Raw genomic sequence first — 18800 nt, 5'->3', positions numbered from 1 at the left:
AGACATTTAATCCAATTTGCTCACTTTTACAAGAGCATGAAATTAAAAACTGCCTTGACACAAAATCTCTATTATTATATTATTTAAGGAGTAATAGCAAACTTATGACCTTTCGTCTAAAACGGATGAGAGGTTTTTACTTTAAAATAAATGGGAGTGAAAAAAATGGTCAAAGTGAGAACAAGATTTGCACCGAGCCCAACAGGATATATGCATGTGGGTAATTTAAGAACCGCCCTTTATACATATCTAATAGCAAAACATGCTGGTGGAGATTTTATACTGAGAATTGAAGATACCGATCAGGAAAGGTTTGTAGAAGGTGCTTTAGATATAATCTACAATACTTTAGAGGCTACAGGTCTGAAACATGATGAAGGTCCTGATATAGGTGGTCCCGTTGGGCCCTACATACAGAGTCAGAGAACTGATATTTACTTAAAATATGCAAAAAAACTCATAGATAAGGGAGAAGCCTATTATTGTTTTTGTACAAAAGAACGAATTGATACATTAAGGGCCAACTCTGAAACATCAAAGGACTATAAATATGACAAACACTGCCTTCATCTTTCAAAAGAAGAAGTAAATGAAAAACTGGCATCAGGCCTACCTTATGTCATAAGACAAAATAATCCTGAAAACGGTGTTACAACTTTTCATGATGAAATCTACGGTGATATATGCGTGGACAATTCAGAATTAGATGATATGATACTTATAAAGTCAGATGGTTATCCTACATACAATTTTGCAAACGTAATAGATGATCATCTTATGGGTATTACTCATGTAGTAAGGGGAAGTGAATATTTATCTTCTGCTCCAAAGTATAACAGATTATATGAAGCTTTTGGCTGGCAAATTCCAGTATACATTCATTGTCCTCCAATAATGAAGGATACTCACCACAAGCTCAGTAAAAGAAATGGTGATGCATCTTTTGAAGATTTAATAAAAAAAGGGTATCTGAAAGAAGCTGTTTTAAACTATATAGCTCTTTTAGGCTGGAATCCTGGAGATGAAAAGGAAATTTTTAATTTAGAGGAATTGGTAGAAAAATTTGATTACAGGAATATAAACAAATCGCCTGCCATATTTGACACTATAAAACTTAAATGGATGAATGGGGAGTATATTAAAAAACTGCCTTTAGAAACTTTTAATTCCCTTGCTCTTCCCTATTATAAAGAAGTCATTTCAAAGAGTCTGGATTTTTTAAAGATAAGTAAATTACTCCAGACCAGGGTTGAAGTATTGAGTGAAATACCTGATTTTTTGGATTTTTTCCAGGAGCTGCCGGATTATTCTACAGATATGTATGTACACAAAAAAATGAAGACAAACTTGCAGAATTCCCTGAATACCCTTGAAAAATTCCTTCCGAAATTAGAGGCACTGGCTCCTTGGACTTTTGAAAACATAGAAAAGTGCTGTATGGATTTGGTATCAGAATTGCAGGTTAAAAATGGAGTAGTTCTCTGGCCTATAAGAACAGCACTTTCAGGTAAAAAGTCCACTCCAGGCGGAGCTTTTGAAATAGCGGATATTATAGGAAAAGAAGAATCCATAAAGAGAATAAAAATTGGAATTGACAAACTCAGAAATGAAAATCAATAAACTTTTTTACAATAGACATCTGATTCTATATTAAAATACAAATATGGCCCGCAGGCTATGAAAAGCATATTTGTATTTTAAAAACTTCAAGTACCTGAAATTTTTGTGGCTGCCATATTCGTCCACAAAAATCCAGGTGCTTTTTCTATTGAATTTTATATTCATTACATTTTAGTTCTCTTATAATTACTATTTTACAAAACGTTATTATAACATTATTCTCAATTATTATAAATCCCTTTCCTACCCCAGTAATAATTTTGTTATATAACCATTTAAATTTTCCCTGACCACTGGTCTGTATATCTACCCTTTTTCCAATCAACGTATTAAAATAATCTCTCATAGACTTTTCAAAAGAGCAACAACAGCTGCTGTCATCTTTCTTTGAGTACTTCCCTATAGAAATAGGTACAGGTAATTGCATTCCAATTATGTTTTTTATGGGTATTACAATGATTTCCTCCTCTTTATTTTTGAATCTAGCCATCCTTTCATCTGAGGATATCAGATTTACCTGTTCAAGTACACCAGATTCATCGCCCTCAACACATATATCCAATTTTTCATGGCTGAACTCATTCAATAAATTTTTTATTTCTCTATTACATCCTGAAAAACATTTATTTTTTAAAGACAGTCTATTGCCATCTTTTAAATCAGCATGTTCTATTTTATTTATATCTTTACTGTCATGTTTTTTATTATGATCATTTTCTTTTAATTCTTTGTCTTCTCCTGGTGATCTTTTTTTATGCTCCTCTTTTTTATCTCCACCTTCACTTATTTTTTTAATTTGTTCATGTGCCATTTTATTTATCTCCTCATGGAATGGATTTTTAGCTATACCTTCAGTTTTTCCCCCAATAATTTCTTTGTTGGCTTTTTTGCCCCCATCTTCACCTCTGCCTCTAATCCCTAAAATATTTTTTTCTATAAAATTGATCAAATCCTTATTGTCCATATATTGATCCTTGTAGTAGTCTCTGTCATGATGTGAATCTCTAAAATGTCTTTTATTGTACTTTTTCACTCTCTTCATATACTTTGGCATCATATATAAAGCAAGCTGCATTAAATCATCCATATCATTTCTTGATCTTCTCAAATTAGTACCTCCACAAATAAATAGATTATATTATTAGGATATGAAATTCTGACATAATATTGCAATGAAGTTCTTCTTAGGTTCAAGTGGAGTTTTCTCATATGAAGTACTTCTCTCCATGAGAGCAACTNTTATATTATTAGGATATGAAATTCTGACATAATATTGCAATGAAGTTCTTCTTAGGTTCAAGTGGAGTTTTCTCATATGAAGTACTTCTCTCCATGAGAGCAACTAATTACGGGCTTACAGCTTTACAATATTGTAAAGCTGTAAGCCCGTAATTTTAATGCTATTTTTTTATTTTCATAACATCTATTCTATTTACTCTTTTAGGAAGTATGGAGGATCCAGGACCCCTTTGTTTAACTTGTTCCTCTGGTATATCAAGTTCTTTTGCTATAAGTTTTCTAACCCTTGAGCCACAAAATGCTCCCTGACACATACCCATACCAGCCCTTGTACGGCGTTTTATTCCATCAATTGACATTGTCTTCACAGGCCTATTTAGTGCATCTATAATTTCTGCCTCTGTCACCTTTTCACATCTGCATATAATATGTTTTTCAGGCTCCTCTGCGTTTATATCCCCCTTGAATTTTTCATCTTTCTTTACTATAATAGGTTTTCTATAAGGATTAAAATCCTTTTTCTCTTCCAGTTTTACTCCCATATTACTCAATATATTTACTACTTTCTCTGCTATAGCAGGAGAAGATGTGAGTCCCGGCGAATCTATACCGGCTACATTTATAAATCCCTTTACCTCAGTTTCTTCTATTATAAAATCCTTGGTATTGTTTGTAGGCCTCACTCCTGCAAAGGAAGTTATAGCTTTTTTCATATCAAAACCTTTTACAGATCTCCTTGCAGTTTCAACAATATAATCTAATGTTTCTTCATTTGTAGTTACATCTTCCCTATCTGACACTTCTTGAGCATTAGGACCTATCATCAAGTTTCCATGATAAGTTGTAGTTACTAAAATTCCCTTGCCTTTTTCAGTAGGGACCTGGAATATCACACTATTCACCAGATAAGACTGATCCTTGTTGAAAAGAACATATTCTCCTTTTCTCGGGATTATATGAAAATAATTCAATCCAACCATATTGGATACCTTGTCGCTATAAGCTCCTGCTGCATTTATAATATATTTGCACTCTATTCTCTCTTTATTCGTAACTATTTCAAAATATCCTTCTTTTCTATTTATACCTATAACTTCATTTTCAAGTTTTAAATCCACACCGTTTTCCACTGCATTTTCTGCCAGTGCTATAGTGAATTCATAGGGAGAGCAAACTCCTGAATCTTTACAATATAGAGCCCATTTAACATCCTTGCTGACATATGGCTCCATTTGCCTTACTCTTTCCCCTTCTATTATTTTCATTCCTCCTACACCGTTTTTCAGACCATTTTCATACAATTCCTCAAGGTGCCTTTTTTCATCATCAGAAAAAGCTATTACCAAAGAACCAGTTTCCCTATACCCGAAATTCAGTTCTTTATTTAATTTATCATACATTCTATTGCCTTTTACGCACAGTTTTGCCTTGAGTGTACCAGGTTCATCGTCATATCCACCATGAACTATGCCGCTGTTTGCCTTAGATGCCCCGCAGGATACATCATCTTGTTTTTCTATTAAACAGACCTTTAATTTGTACCTGGAAATTCTTCTCGCAATAGCTGAACCCTCTACACCTGCACCTATAATAGCAATGTCAAACATACATCATTCCTCCATTTTATATAGAATTTTTTCACATAAATATACGAATTACTTCAGTACATATATTATATATTGTTTCAAAACTTATTTCTACTGGAGAATGATTATTTTTTAAAAGTACTAAACATTTATTTCAGCTTCTTTTCCCAAATACTGTTTATTTTCTTCAAGCAGTGGTTTTATTTGATGCTCTATAAAATCCACTACCTGACCTGGCGCTCTTCCCACAAACTTTTTAGGATTTACAAGAGAAAATATTTCATCCTTTTTCATTTTAAAAAATGGATCTTGTATAATTCTATCTATTAGATCATTTTCCAGCCCATCTACTTTTACCCTTTTAGCTGCTTTCATAGAATGAACTCTAATTCTCTCATGAAGTTCCTGCCTATCTCCCCCCCTTTTAACAGCTTCCATTATTATATTTTCCGTAGCCATAAATGGAAGTTCTTTAAGTACATGGGATTCAATTGTCTTTGGATAAACCACCATGTTTTCTGATACATTCATATATAAATTTAAAACCCCATCTAATGCCAGAAATGCCTCAGGTATAACTATTCTTCTATTTGCAGAATCATCAAGAGTTCTCTCAAACCATTGGGTGGATGCAGTTATAGCCGGATTTAAAGCATTTACGATTATATACCTGCATAGAGATCCTATTCTCTCACACCTCATGGGATTTCTCTTATATGCCATGGCAGAAGAGCCTATCTGATTTTTTTCAAAGGGCTCTTCCATTTCTTTCATATTCTGGAGTATTCTCATATCATTGCTAAATTTATAAGCACTTTGTGCAATTTCTGACAGGGTGTTTAATATTATGGAGTCCAGTTTTCTAGTATAAGTCTGTCCTGTAACCATAAATTCCTGTTCAAATCCCATTTTACCGGTTACCATTTTATCCAACATTTTCACCTTTTCTTCGTTGCCATTAAAAAGATCCATAAAGCTGGCCTGAGTTCCCGTAGTTCCTTTTACTCCTCTAAATCTAATTTTATTTATAACAAAATCAATATTTTCCATGTCCAGGTACAGATCCTGTATCCAAAGAGATGCTCTTTTCCCCACTGTAGTAAGTTGTGCTGGTTGAAGGTGTGTAAATCCAAGAGTAGGTAGATCTTTATATTTTAACGCAAAATCCTTAAGATAATTTATTACATTTAATATTTTCCCTCTTACTATGTAAAGTGCTTTTCTCATAATTATCAAGTCTGTATTATCACCTACATAACAGCTGGTTGCACCTAGATGTATTATTCCCTTGGCTTTTGGACACTGTAATCCATAAGCATATACATGACTCATAACATCATGGCGTACTTCCTTTTCTCTCTTTTCTGCATCTTCATAATTTATATTTTCCATATTGGCTTTTAATTCATCTATTTGCGCAGAAGTTATATTTAGTCCGAGCTCCTTTTCGCACTCTGCCAGGGCCACCCAGAGTCTTCTCCATGTCTTAAATTTCATCTCGTCGGAAAATAGATAACTCATTTCCTTAGACGCATACCTTTTATTTAATGGGTTGTTGTATGTATTTCTCATTATAAAATACCTCCGTACATATACAATAATTTAATATTTTTCATTCATATTATACCATATATTTATTACATATTATATGATTACATTCGTCTAATCTTATAAAAGTGTACAAACTGTTCTATTTTATCAAATGACTAATATACTTTAATTAGAAAAAGTATATTATATGGAGGTGAATTTTTATTGAGCGGATTAAATTAAAATTTTTATACTGCCTCAATAAATAAGATTATGTATAAATTCAGTATAATAGACAAAACTTCTTTAATATTAATTGTCATAGGTGCAATAAATTGGGGACTTGTAGGTTTATTTAATTTTAACATAATAGGAATCATATTTGGTGAGCCTGCCAATTTAATTGGCAGAATAATATATATACTCATAGGCGTAGCCGGCATTGACATGATCATGCTACTTTTTAAAACCAAAAACAGCTGTAAATAAAATAGAAGACCTCTTATGGTCTTCTATTTTATATCATGACTACCATTGCATAACTCCCTCAAATTATGGGATAAGCGATGCTACGCCCTGGATAAGTTCTTATAAGGTCCGGTACAAAAAACATTTCTTGTGGGCAAATTCCACCGCACCTAAAGATCACTTCATATTGAAATTATTTATAATGTTTCCAATGAATTTATCAATTTAATAACTTCTTCTATAGCCAATGATTCATCGTCGCCAGATGCAGTTATTTTTACAGTTGAATTTTTAGTTACACCTAATGAAAGTACTCCGATTAAACTCTTTATGTTGGCCTTTTTTCCATCAAATTCTATTGATAAGTCAGATTTAAATGAAGAAGCCTTCTTAACCAATAATGTTGCAGGTCTTGCATGTAGTCCTGTGGGACTTTTAACTATAACTTCTTTAGAAACCATTCAATTCACCTCTATTTTAGTTTATTATTGTATAACATATCTCAAATCCTTCTTTAATTATTATACCATTTTTTATTCATGTTTCAATACACATCTTTTACATTTCATGATAAATATTCTTGGATTATTTTAGTTTTAGTACAAATTGCTCTATTCTATCCAATCCTCTTTTTATATTTTCCATAGAAGTAGCATAGGATAATCTTACATACCCATCTATTCCAAAACCCAACCCTGGTACTACTGCAACTTTTTCTTTCTCCAGCAGGAGTTTGGAAAATTTCAAAGAATCATCTATGAGCTGTCCATCAATAGTTTTTCCAAAAGTCTTTGATATATTTAGCATTACGTAAAAGGCTCCTTCTGGCTTCAGGCAAGAAAGCTGTGGAATTGCATCTATTTTTTCCACCATATACTCTCTTCTCTTTTTAAATTTACTCACCATATTTTCAATCTGGCTGTCTTGCCCATTCAAAGCCGCCAATGCAGCATATTGGGCTATGGAATTAGGATTTCCAGTAGTATGACTTTGAACATTAGACATTAATTTAATTATATCTTTGTTTGCAGCACAGTACCCTATTCTCCATCCTGTCATAGCATATGTTTTTGAAACTCCGTTTATAACAATTGTCCTATCATAGGCATCCTCAGATACACTTGCTATACTCACATGTTTGCTATTTCCATAAATCAGTTTTTCATATATTTCATCTGATAAAATAAGTATATCCTTTTCTTTAGCAAAATCAGCTATTTTTTTAAGTTCCTCTTTTGAATAAATGCTTCCCGTTGGATTATTAGGACTATTGATTATGATGATTTTAGTTTTTTCAGTATAAGCCTTTTCCAAATCCTCTACAGTATATTTAAAATCATTTTCCTCTCTTGTATTTACAAACACCGGTACTCCATCTGAAAGCTTAACCAGTTCCGGATAACTTACCCAATATGGAACAGCTATAATAACCTGATCCCCCGGGTTTAAAACAGCTCTAAACGCATTACAAAGGCATTGCTTTGCCCCTGTAGATATTATGATCTGATCTGAGCTGTAATTTAATCCATTGTCCACTTTAAATTTTTCTACGATAGCCCCTTTAAGCTCTAAAATTCCAGAAGCAGGAGTATATTTTGTATATCCTTTTTTCATAGCATCTACAGCGGCCTTCTGAATATTTTCGGGGGTATTAAAATCTGGCTCTCCAGCCCCAAATCCTATTACATCAATTCCCTGGGATTTCATCTTTTTAGCCTTTGCAGTTATTTCTAGAGTTATAGACGGTTGAATTTTTTCAGCTTTCTTTGACAATATCATTTTTTATTCCTCCCTGACAATCTAAATTTAGTATTTTACCACAATGAGCTAGGATTTCCTATTCTTAACTTCTTGAAATGAGTATTACCCCTACTATTATAAAACCAACTCCCAATACCCTTATAAAAGATATATTTTCTTTAAACAAGAAATAGGAAAATAACATGGTCACTATATACCCTAAACTCACCATAGGATATGCATAGCTTAATTCTACTTTACTTAAAACCTTTATCCACAATAAGAAACTCAATCCATAGGATATAATTCCAAACATTACAGGAATGTTTTTTAATATAGCTAAAATACTTGGTAGTAAATACTTAATAGTGAAATTTAACTGTAAATTTACAGCACCATATTTTACAAGCACCTGCCCTATGGCTCCTAAAAAAACTGATACCAATATCAATGAAATCATGCTCTTATCTCCTTATATCTAAATACCACATATTTTAATACTAAGTAGAAATAATAGATAAATATAAATGTTTCCGGAAAAGAGTACCTTCCCTGACCTTCTGTTATGAAATAAACAGATGTGAACATAAAAAACAACACCACCAAATATAGATTGAACTTATTTAATAAATGACTTTTTCCATTAAAAATACTAAACAGTATTTTTAATGAATATATTAAAATACATAATATGGCCGGGGAAAATACAATGATCCTTATAAAATTACTGCTCACAAATATCAAGTTGTTTAAATAACGATTTATTCCGCTTCCATGAGTACTGTAAAGTACATCATCCGCCAAAAAATAAGTATTAAACAACCTCTTAAGCCCTAAATTGATAAATTTCGCGGGATGTGATTTTATCCACTTGTTTGCGGCACTGCTCAGCATTTTATTCTGCTCAGTTCTGTTTGCCTTTTTATATTCACTGGTTTTTACAACAGAATTCTCCACTTTACTTGCATCCATCCATCTTCCCTTGTTATTTTGGGAATTGTTATTTATATAAAGCACTATGCCGCCATTATTGGATACGTATGTAAATTGACCTATTAATTTTGTATTTCTATATATAAATGGTGAAATAACAACTGTACAAGTTACAAGTACAAGAAGAGAATTTCTCAAGGGCAGTAAAAATTTTTTATGTTTTATAACATCAACCAAAAATACAGCAAAGAAAAATATGATAAAAAAAGGCTTTATCATTGTATTTAATCCTGTAAGCACACCTATGAAAAGATATTTATATTTAATATTTCCAAAGTAAAGACAAGTTATCATAAGAAGTATACTTGTAAACAACAATTCAGTGCCCAAGATATTATTATAGAATATATTACTTGGAAACAATATAAATATAAAAAATATTATTTTTCTATCTATTTCCCTTAATTTTACTTTAAATAAAATGGACTTAAGACAAATGTAGTTCATAAAAGTAATGACCAAATTAAATATCTTCCCTACAAGCACGCTGGCTCCAAAGAGTTTAAATACACCTGCCAGTACTATTGGATATCCCACCGAAGTATAAGTATCCCCCCATTTACCACCATTAGCTATACTTACTGCTAAATTGTAGTAATAACTAAAATCCGAAAATGGCACTGACTTTATAAGAATTATCCATAATATGGATAAAGCCATTCCCAGCCCTATCATCATATTATAATACCTACTGCCCTCACTGTTATTTGGTTTATAATATTCATTATTCCAGAAGTTCCTGATTTCCATAATTAATTGATTTCCTTTCTACTCTACAATTTTAAATATATTACAATTATAACAGTTATTATCCACAACAATATATTGATTAAAAAAGGTATGTCTCTGCCAAACACATCTTCTGGCTTTCCTCCTATATTTTCCCTGTCCATTAAATACTCATATCTGAATATTCCATATAATACAAAAGGTATAGTAAACATCATTGTATTACTTTGAGTAGAAGCAAAAGTATAAAGGCAATAAGCCATTAATATAGATGGGTTTACTATGGTGAGCATTTTATCAATATTCTTTACAGAATATTTCTCCAATATCTTTCTGGAAGAACTGCTCTTGTTTTTTAAAGTTATAATCTCACTTTTTCTCTTATTCAGTCCCAAAAATAAAGATAATAGCACTGTACATAAAACCAGCCAGGGCGATACTTTGACTCCAGTAGCCACACTTCCACTTGCAACTCTCAGTACAAAACCAAAAGCAATGGTCATAACGTCTATTATAACTAAATTTTTAAGTTTAAAAGAATAACATATATTTAATATAATATATATCAAATATATAAATAAAATTTTTATATTTAAAAAGGCACATGTAAGATACACCACCAAAATGAACAATATAATATCTAGAACAATGGCTGTATTTTTAGACACACGTCCACTTGGAAGAGGTCTTTTTTTCTTGTCGGGATGACACATGTCCTTTTCAATATCCACAATATCATTTAATATGTAAATAATAGAAGATGTAATACAAAATAACATAAAAGTTATTATATTAGTTTCAAGTAACTTCAATTGCAGAAAATTTCCTGAAAAAATAATTGCTGCAAATACAAAAAAATTTTTAATCCATTGTTTAGGTCTCATAAGTTCAATTGCTGCCACCATAATTTTCCTCCCAGACTTATATATACTATTACAATTTACTGTACATCTTTTTACATTTTAACACAGTATTTAATATAGTCAACATACCGCTTTAAACTATGTATGTAATCTTGCACTTAAATAAGGACTTGAGATAAATCCACAAGTCCCCCATAAAAATATATTTTTTATCTTGGCTGAATTATCAACTTAATTGCAGTTCTCTCTTCCCCATCTATTTCAATGTCCGTAAATGCCGGAATACATATTAAATCGATTCCACTAGGTGCTACAAATCCTCTGGCAATAGCTACAGCTTTAATAGATTGGTTTAATGCTCCTGCTCCTATGGCCTGTATTTCAGCTGCCCCTCTCTCTCTTAAAACTCCTGCTAATGCACCTGCGACTGAATTTGGACTTGATTTTGCTGAAACCTTTAATACTTCCATAATAAACCTCCTATATATTATAATAATATCTTTATTTATTATTGTTACTACCTATAATATTCTACAAAAAATCAAAAATTCCTTTTAGGTTTTGTAAAGGTTACAAAATCTAAAAGGAATACTCTTCTACCTTATAAAATTTTATCTATTATTTTGCATATTCAATTGCACGAGTTTCTCTAATAACATTTACCTTAATCTGACCAGGATACTCTAGTTCCTCTTCTATTTTTTTAACTACCTTCCTTGCCATTTCAAAGGCCCCTGCATCGTCAATATTTTCTGGTTTAACCATAATTCTAAGTTCTCTTCCCGCTTGAATGGCATATGACTTTTCTACGCCTTCACATGTATTTGCTATTTCTTCTAATTTTTCTAAGCGCTTGATATAAGCTTCTAGTGTTTCTCTCCTAGCTCCAGGTCTTGCTGCAGATATGGCATCAGCTGCTTGAACAAGTACTGCTTCCAAGGATTGGAATTCTACATCTCCATGATGAGCTGCAATAGCATTTACAATTATTGGTGATTCTCTATATTTTTTAGCAACTTCTGCACCTATAACAGCATGAGGTCCTTCCACTTCATGATCTACAGCCTTACCTATATCATGAAGCAATCCAGCTCTTTTAGCTATAGTCGGATCTATACCAATTTCTGAGGCCATAAGGCCTGCTAAATATGCAACTTCTATAGAATGTTTTAGGACATTTTGACCATAACTGGTTCTATATTTTAATCTACCTAATAATTTTATTAATTCCATATGAAGACCATGTACACCTGTTTCAAAAGTGGCTTGTTCTCCCTCTTCCTTAATGTCACTTTCCAATTCTTTTTCAGCTTTTTGAACCATTTCTTCAATTCTCGCTGGATGTATTCTTCCATCAATTATAAGCTTTTCCAATGCTATTCTTGCAACTTCTCTCCTTATAGGATCAAAGCTTGATAATATTACTGCCTCAGGCGTATCATCTATTATCAAATCCACACCTGTTAAAGTTTCAAGAGCTCTTATGTTTCTGCCTTCTCTCCCTATTATCCTACCTTTCATCTCATCATTGGGCAAAGTTACAACATGTACTGTAGTTTCAGCTACATGATCCGCAGCACATCTTTGAATGGCACAAGTTATAATTTCCCTAGCCTTTTTATCTGCCTCTTCCTTAGCCCTTGTTTCCACTTCTTTAATCATCATAGCAGATTCATGTTTTATTTCTTTTCTTACTTCTTCTAATAAAATACTTTTAGCTTCTTCTGAACTTAAACCTGACAATCTTTCAAGTTCTTCTCTTTGTTTTTGATATAATTCATCCACTTTTGTCTGTAACTTATCAATTTCCTGCTGTTTTTTATCTAGACTAATCTCTTTTTTCTCAAAAGCATCACTTTTTTTATCAAGTAACTCTTCTCTTTGTATTAATCTTCTTTCCAGCCTTTGAACTTCATTTCTTCTATCTCTGGATTCTCTTTCCACATCATTTCTTAATTTATGAATTTCTTCTTTAGCTTCTAGTATAGCTTCTTTTTTTCGGGATTCGGCTTCTCGCATAGCCTCTTCCTTCAATCTATTAGACTCCTCTTGAGCCTGTGATTTTATAGCATTTGCCTTATTTTTAGTAGTTTTAAATTCAACTAATAAAATGGCAGCTATTAGTATACCAGCAATAATCTCATATATTATTACGGAATTCACATGAACACCTCCTTTGCTTCTATTATGAAATCTATATCATAGTTAAATATGCAAGCATAGAAAAGGTGTCATATTATTCAATTGGCAATTCCTAAATACATGATAAACCAGAATTTGTCTTAATTTTATATTATATTTTAATTATTGTCAAGTTATATACATCTTATTCTATGTATATATTTATTATAATTATACATATGCAAAATCGCAGGATTATTATCTTGCGATTTCATACAACATCATATATCCAGATGTTTTTGTTCTTCTTTTTTTGTATCTACTTTGCTGCTTTTTTCTTTTTTACTATCTGATGAAGATTTTTTTAACTCAGACAAATTGTACTTTTCTCGTATTTTACTTTCTATTTCCAGTAAAATATCTGGATTTTCCTTGAAAAATTGTTTTGCATTTTCTCTTCCTTGTCCAAGCCTCGTTTCTTTATAGTAAAACCATGAACCACTTTTTTGTATCAATTCTTCTCTGACTCCTACATCCAGCACATTTCCCTCTCTGGAAATGCCATGATTATACATTATGTCAAATTCAGCATGTTTAAAAGGAGGTGCCACTTTATTCTTTGTAATTTTCACTTTAGTTCTATTACCTACTATTGTATCTCCCTGTTTTATAGCATCGGATCTCCTTACCTCCATTATGACAGAAGCATAAAATTTCAGTGCCCTTCCCCCTGGGGTAACTTCAGGATTTCCAAACATAACTCCCACTTTTTCTCTAAGCTGATTTATAAATATAGTCACACATTTGGATTTATTTATAGAAGATGTAAGTTTTCTGAGTGCCTGAGACATAAGTCTTGCCTGAAGTCCTACATGGGGATCTCCCATTTCTCCTTCTATCTCGGCTTTTGGAACCAAAGCTGCCACTGAATCAACTACTAAAACATCTATGGCATTAGATCTCACCAATGCTTCTGTAATTTCAAGTGCCTGTTCTCCACTATCCGGCTGGGATACAATCAAATTTTCTATATCAACTCCTAAGTTCTTTGCATAAGTAGGATCAAGTGCATGTTCCACATCTATAAAAGCTGCTGCACCACCTGATTTTTGAGCTTCTGCAATTATATGAAGGGCCACCGTGGTCTTACCTGAAGATTCAGGTCCGAATATTTCTGTTACCCTTCCTCTTGGAACTCCTCCAATACCAAGGGCTATGTCTAAATCAAGACATCCTGTCGAAATAGCATCTACATTTAGCACACTATTTTCCCCCAGTTTCATTATAGCACCCTTTCCAAATTGTTTTTCTATCTGCACCATGGCAGATTCTATAGCCTGTAACTTTTCATTATTTAAATTTCCCAAAGGATCACTTCCTTTCTTATACGAACGCATGTTCTAAATAAATTATATACTATATTCTATCCCTAGTCAACAGATTTAATTAATTATTTTACGCTGTTGTGCAAAAACTGAAAATATCCATTCTCCACTTAAACATATTTTAATTATGGACACATAAATGCATTTTAATCATCAGATCTATTATCTATCTGGTTTCATTACCTCTTTATTTTTCACGAAATAATCTATGCCTGAAATTAAAGTCATAATTATTGCTATAGCCATGGCGATATCCGTAGTCCAATTTAAAATTCTATGTGGATGATTTATAACACTTCTGAGTATTCCCAAAGATACATGATTGTAATTTAAGTTTATAAGCGCAAGTATTATAGCTACTATCTGCGTTACAGTTTTAGCCTTGCCCCAAGGACTGGCTGCTATTACAATTCCCTCTGCTGCCGCAATTGTTCTGAGACCTGTTACTGCAAACTCCCTAGCTACTATTATCATTGCCACCCAAGTTGGTATTATATGATATTCAACCAATGATATGAGTGCAGCAGTAACTAAAAGCTTATCTGCTAGAGGATCCATGAATTTCCCAAATCTAGTAATTTGATTTCTGCTCCTGGCTATATACCCGTCTAATTTATCTGTTATTGAAGCTATTACAAAAATAGCTATTGCAATAATTTTTCCATAGGGCATATCTTTTACAGCCATAAAGATCAAAAAAAATGGAATCAATAACATTCTAAGTATTGTAAGTTTATTTGCTAAATTCATCACATACAACTCCTAACAAATCATATTCAATACTACGAATTATTTTTACATCAATCATAGTACCTATTTGTAAATTATTTTTACATTTTATATATACAAGCCCATCTATATCTGGGGCCATTGCATAATTTCTTCCATACCACAGCTTCCCTTTTTTACCTTCTACAAGCACTTTATAAACATTGCCAATTTTATCTTTTTCAATTGAGTCCACAATCTTTTGCTGAAGTATCATCAATTCCCCTTCTCTGGCTGACTTTATTTCCTCTGGAATTTGATTTTTCATTTTAAAAGCTGCAGTTCCCTCTTCCCGAGAATATTTAAAAACTCCCATGTTTTCAAACTTCGTAAGCTTTATAAAATCTTTTAGTTCACTAAAATTTTCCTCAGTCTCCCCAGGGAATCCAACTATTATAGTAGTTCTAATTGAAATGTTCTTCACTTTTTTTCTAAGCTCATCTATAATTTTTATTATGCCTGCTTTTCTTCCTTTTCTCCCCATAAGTTTTAATATATCATCACTTATATGCTGAAGGGGTATATCTATGTAATTGCACACCTTATCATTTTCAGCAATCTCATTTACAAGCTCCTCTGTTATCTCTTCAGGATAACAATAAAGTAATCTAATCCATTCTATTCCATGAATTTTAGATACCCTTCTAATGAGTTCAGGAAGCATTTTTTTACCATATAGATCAATTCCGTACCTGGTAGTATCCTGTGCAATAAGTATTATTTCCTTAACTCCCTGTAGAGCTAAATCACTGCATTCCTGCAGCAAATTATCCAATCTCCTGCTTCTATATTTTCCCCTAATCTTTGGAATTATGCAATAGGTACAACAATTATCACAGCCTTCTGCAATTCTTAAATAAGCACTGTGAGAAGGTGTAGTAAGTGTTCTTTTGCCCTCATTTATATTAGAATCACTGTAACCACAATTATAAATTTTATTTCCTGTATTTTCAATACACTTTTTTATATTTTCATTCAATTTGTCATAATCATTTACCCCCAGCATTATATCTATTTCCGGTAGCAATGCCATAAGTTCACTTCCATACCTTTGAGCCAGACATCCAGTCACCACGAGAAGCTTGCAATTAAATTTCTCCTTATAATGCCACATTTCAAGTATGGTATCTATTGATTCTTGTTTAGCGGATTCTATAAAACCGCAGGTATTGACAATTATTATATCAGCCAGCTTTAAATCTTCAACTACCGTATATTCTGCTTTAATATTATTTAATATTATTTCAGAATCTATCCTATTCTTATCACAGCCCAAACTTACTAGTCCAACTTTCAATTTACTCACTAAATTTCCTCCTGCTTAATTATTTTAAAATATTAATATGCATTAAATTTTCAACCTCACCTAGTACAATATATAATTTAACCTTTATACTAAAATTTTTCAACTTCTAAGGTAAATTATATATAATTTTATTACTTAATCTTTTTTGTCTATAAGTATCCGTCTCGGTTTAGTCCCATCTTTTTTTGATATTATTCTTCTTTCTTCCATTTCCTCTATTATCCTAGCCGCCCTGTTATATCCTACTCTAAGCCTTCTCTGGAGCAATGAAGTAGAAGCTTGTCCTGCATCTACTACAATCCTAATGGCCTCATCTAAGAGCTCATCACATTCATTATCAGCTTCATTTACATTTGTATCTATTTGCTCTATTATTTTATCTTCATATTGAGGTTCACCTTGTTTATTTTTTATGTAATCCACAACTTTTTCAACTTCACTTTCCGATATAAAGGCCCCTTGTATTCTTATAGGTTTTGCCTCTCCTACAGGGTAAAACAACATATCTCCCTTTCCAAGCAGCTTTTCTGCTCCACTGCTGTCAATTATAGTTCTAGAATCAATTTGACTGGATACTGCGAAAGATATTCTTGAAGGTATATTTGCCTTTATTACCCCTGTAATTACATCTACAGAAGGCCTCTGAGTTGCTATAACCAAATGCATACCGGCAGCCCTTGACATTTGAGCAAGACGTCCTATATAATCCTCGACTTCATTTGGACATACCATCATTAAATCTGAAAGCTCATCAATTATTATAACCACAAAAGGAAGCTTGCTTTCTATCTTTTCACTTTCAAATAATTCATTATATCCTTCTATATTTCTAACACTATTTTCCGCAAAAAGTTTATATCTTCTGTTCATTTCCTGAACAGCCCAATTTAAAGCTCCTGCCGCTTTTTTAGGATCCGTAACTACAGGTATGAGCAAATGTGGTATCCCATTGTATACGCTAAGTTCTACTACTTTAGGATCCACCATTAAAAACTTAACATCATCAGGTGAATATTTATAGAGCAGACTTATTATAAGGGTATTTATACATACGCTTTTACCGGAACCTGTGGCACCTGCTATAAGCATATGTGGCATTTTTGTGAGATCTGATACTATACAATTTCCACCTATATCCTTTCCCAGACAATAGGCCAAATTATCCTTTGAATTTATAAATTCCTGGGACTCTATAACTTCCCTTAAATATACCGGTGTAAGCTCCCTGTTTGGGACTTCTATACCAATAGCAGATTTTCCCGGTATAGGGGCTTCTATTCTCACTCCCGATGCTGCAAGTCCAAGGGCTATATCGTCAGATAAATTTACAATCTTGCTCACTTTAATTCCAGGACTCGGCTGAAGCTCGAATCTAGTTACAGAAGGTCCCCTGCTTACCTGAAGTACTTTCACATCCACTCCAAAACTAGCCAGAGTCTCTTCCAGCTTATTGGCACTGTTTATCAATTCCCTCTTGTCCTGTTTGTTTAGCTTGGATTGTATATTTTGCCTCAATAAGTCCACTGAAGGAAATTTATATATGGAAATTAAATTTTTCTCACTTTCTGTCATTTTCTTCTCCAGCTCTTCATTTATAGAATCTGGTTTTTCTCCTTGAGAATCATTTTTAATATCACTTAATTTTGCTGAATTTTCTTTACCTCCTAGAATTTCATTCATATCATACTCTTCTTTGGGATCTGAAGACTTCATAAAATCCAATATCTTTATTCTGTTATTTAAATTTTTGATAAAACCAGCCTTTTCATTTTCTTCAATATTGTTTTTATCATCCTCTGTTTTTTTATCCTCCGCTTTATTATTCTCTTTAATTTTAATATTTTCACTGACATTTTTTCGAACAAACAGCATTTTTAATCTATGTAGTATATCATAAATAGTAACCCTGCTCATAATTATAAATGAAATTATGTAAATAGCTGCAAATATAGTATAACATCCTATATCTCCGAATAATTTATATAATGGTACATCAATTAAAAAACTTATTATTCCTCCATGAAATATGGTATTTGATTCATACAATTTTTTCACACCTGAAAATAAATTATATTCAGAGTAATACTCAGGCATTACCAGCATTTGTATAAACAAAAGAGTATTTATAATAAGTAGTAAGATGCCATAAAATCTTTTACTAAAACTTATTTTATTCTTTTTTACAATAAAGCAACATCCTATAAATATTATTAGTATGGGAAATATATAACATCCTATGCCAAATACACCCATTAAAAGTTTTTTTACAAACCTTCCAACTATCCCTGAAGATGAGGGTGAAAATACACTTATTATCATAAGGACTCCCAGTGTAGCAAGCAATATACCCTTTATATCCCTGTTAAACACGTATTCCTGCTTTTTTTTAGCTCTAGCCATATTATAATTACCACCTCCTTAAAATACAGAGATATATTTAATTTAAATAGAA

Annotated in this window: 16 protein-coding genes; 2 read left to right on the top strand and 14 right to left on the bottom strand. The window is 32.4% G+C overall.

Annotated elements, in window-relative coordinates:
* Nucleotides 1–165: 165 nt before the first annotated feature.
* On the top strand, nt 166–1620 hold the full coding sequence (gene gltX / locus AB8U03_RS05425; protein ID WP_369703533.1) for a glutamate--tRNA ligase: 1455 nt from the start codon (nt 166–168) through the stop codon (nt 1618–1620).
* Nucleotides 1621–1765: 145 nt separating this feature from the next.
* On the opposite strand, the gene AB8U03_RS05420 is transcribed toward gltX, so the two are convergent.
* The 3 genes from AB8U03_RS05420 to purB form a co-directional block, all read right to left on the bottom strand.
* Complete coding sequence (locus tag AB8U03_RS05420; RefSeq protein WP_369703532.1) at nt 1766–2728, bottom strand: hypothetical protein; 963 nt, start codon at nt 2726–2728, stop codon at nt 1766–1768.
* A gap of 292 nt (nt 2729–3020) precedes the next feature.
* Nucleotides 3021–4466 (bottom strand): NAD(P)/FAD-dependent oxidoreductase, encoded by a 1446-nt coding sequence (locus AB8U03_RS05415; protein ID WP_369703531.1) that lies wholly within the window; start codon nt 4464–4466, stop codon nt 3021–3023.
* A 120-nt stretch (nt 4467–4586) separates the two neighbouring features.
* Nucleotides 4587–6017: an adenylosuccinate lyase gene (purB, locus tag AB8U03_RS05410; RefSeq protein ID WP_369703530.1), complete on the bottom strand. Its 1431-nt coding sequence runs from the start codon at nt 6015–6017 to the stop codon at nt 4587–4589.
* A gap of 231 nt (nt 6018–6248) precedes the next feature.
* Between purB and AB8U03_RS05405 the strand changes: the two genes are divergently transcribed.
* Complete coding sequence (locus AB8U03_RS05405) at nt 6249–6464, top strand: DUF378 domain-containing protein (RefSeq protein WP_369703529.1); 216 nt, start codon at nt 6249–6251, stop codon at nt 6462–6464.
* A gap of 176 nt (nt 6465–6640) precedes the next feature.
* Here the strand turns inward: AB8U03_RS05405 and AB8U03_RS05400 are convergent, their stop codons facing one another.
* The 11 genes from AB8U03_RS05400 to AB8U03_RS05350 all read right to left on the bottom strand — a co-directional run bounded on the left by AB8U03_RS05400 (nt 6641) and on the right by AB8U03_RS05350 (nt 18748).
* Nucleotides 6641–6904 (bottom strand): HPr family phosphocarrier protein, encoded by a 264-nt coding sequence (locus AB8U03_RS05400; protein ID WP_369703528.1) that lies wholly within the window; start codon nt 6902–6904, stop codon nt 6641–6643.
* Nucleotides 6905–7028: 124 nt separating this feature from the next.
* Entirely contained in the window at nt 7029–8222 is a 1194-nt protein-coding gene (locus AB8U03_RS05395; RefSeq protein WP_369703527.1) for a pyridoxal phosphate-dependent aminotransferase, read from the bottom strand.
* A 64-nt stretch (nt 8223–8286) separates the two neighbouring features.
* Nucleotides 8287–8643, bottom strand: coding sequence for an SMR family transporter (locus tag AB8U03_RS05390; protein ID WP_369703526.1), 357 nt, complete (start codon nt 8641–8643; stop codon nt 8287–8289).
* A complete protein-coding gene (locus AB8U03_RS05385) occupies nt 8640–9926 on the bottom strand; it encodes a hypothetical protein (RefSeq protein ID WP_369703525.1) in 1287 nt (428 codons plus the stop codon). Before AB8U03_RS05385 ends, AB8U03_RS05390 begins: the two co-directional genes overlap by 4 nt.
* 23 nt (nt 9927–9949) lie before the next feature.
* Entirely contained in the window at nt 9950–10834 is an 885-nt protein-coding gene (locus AB8U03_RS05380; protein ID WP_369703558.1) for a decaprenyl-phosphate phosphoribosyltransferase, read from the bottom strand.
* 143 nt (nt 10835–10977) lie between these two features.
* Nucleotides 10978–11238 carry a stage V sporulation protein S gene (locus AB8U03_RS05375; protein ID WP_369703524.1) on the bottom strand — a complete coding sequence of 87 codons (261 nt, stop codon included), beginning with the start codon at nt 11236–11238 and terminating at the stop codon, nt 10978–10980.
* 148 nt (nt 11239–11386) lie between these two features.
* Nucleotides 11387–12931: a ribonuclease Y gene (gene rny / locus AB8U03_RS05370; RefSeq protein ID WP_369703523.1), complete on the bottom strand. Its 1545-nt coding sequence runs from the start codon at nt 12929–12931 to the stop codon at nt 11387–11389.
* Between the two features lie 239 nt (nt 12932–13170).
* Nucleotides 13171–14211, bottom strand: a complete 1041-nt coding sequence (recA, locus tag AB8U03_RS05365) for a recombinase RecA (RefSeq protein ID WP_369703557.1) — start codon at nt 14209–14211, stop codon at nt 13171–13173.
* Between the two features lie 225 nt (nt 14212–14436).
* Nucleotides 14437–15024, bottom strand: a complete 588-nt coding sequence (pgsA, locus tag AB8U03_RS05360; protein WP_369703522.1) for a CDP-diacylglycerol--glycerol-3-phosphate 3-phosphatidyltransferase — start codon at nt 15022–15024, stop codon at nt 14437–14439.
* Complete coding sequence (rimO, locus tag AB8U03_RS05355) at nt 15008–16348, bottom strand: 30S ribosomal protein S12 methylthiotransferase RimO (protein ID WP_369703521.1); 1341 nt, start codon at nt 16346–16348, stop codon at nt 15008–15010. Before rimO ends, pgsA begins: the two co-directional genes overlap by 17 nt.
* A 135-nt stretch (nt 16349–16483) precedes the next feature.
* Nucleotides 16484–18748, bottom strand: coding sequence for an FtsK/SpoIIIE family DNA translocase (locus tag AB8U03_RS05350; RefSeq protein ID WP_369703520.1), 2265 nt, complete (start codon nt 18746–18748; stop codon nt 16484–16486).
* Nucleotides 18749–18800: the final 52 nt, after the last annotated feature.

Origin of the sequence: Clostridium moutaii (assembly GCF_041205085.1) — a bacterium.
Taxonomy (GTDB): Bacteria; Bacillota; Clostridia; order Clostridiales; family Clostridiaceae; genus Clostridium_B; species Clostridium_B moutaii.
This window is presented reverse-complemented; position numbering and strand designations above follow the sequence as displayed.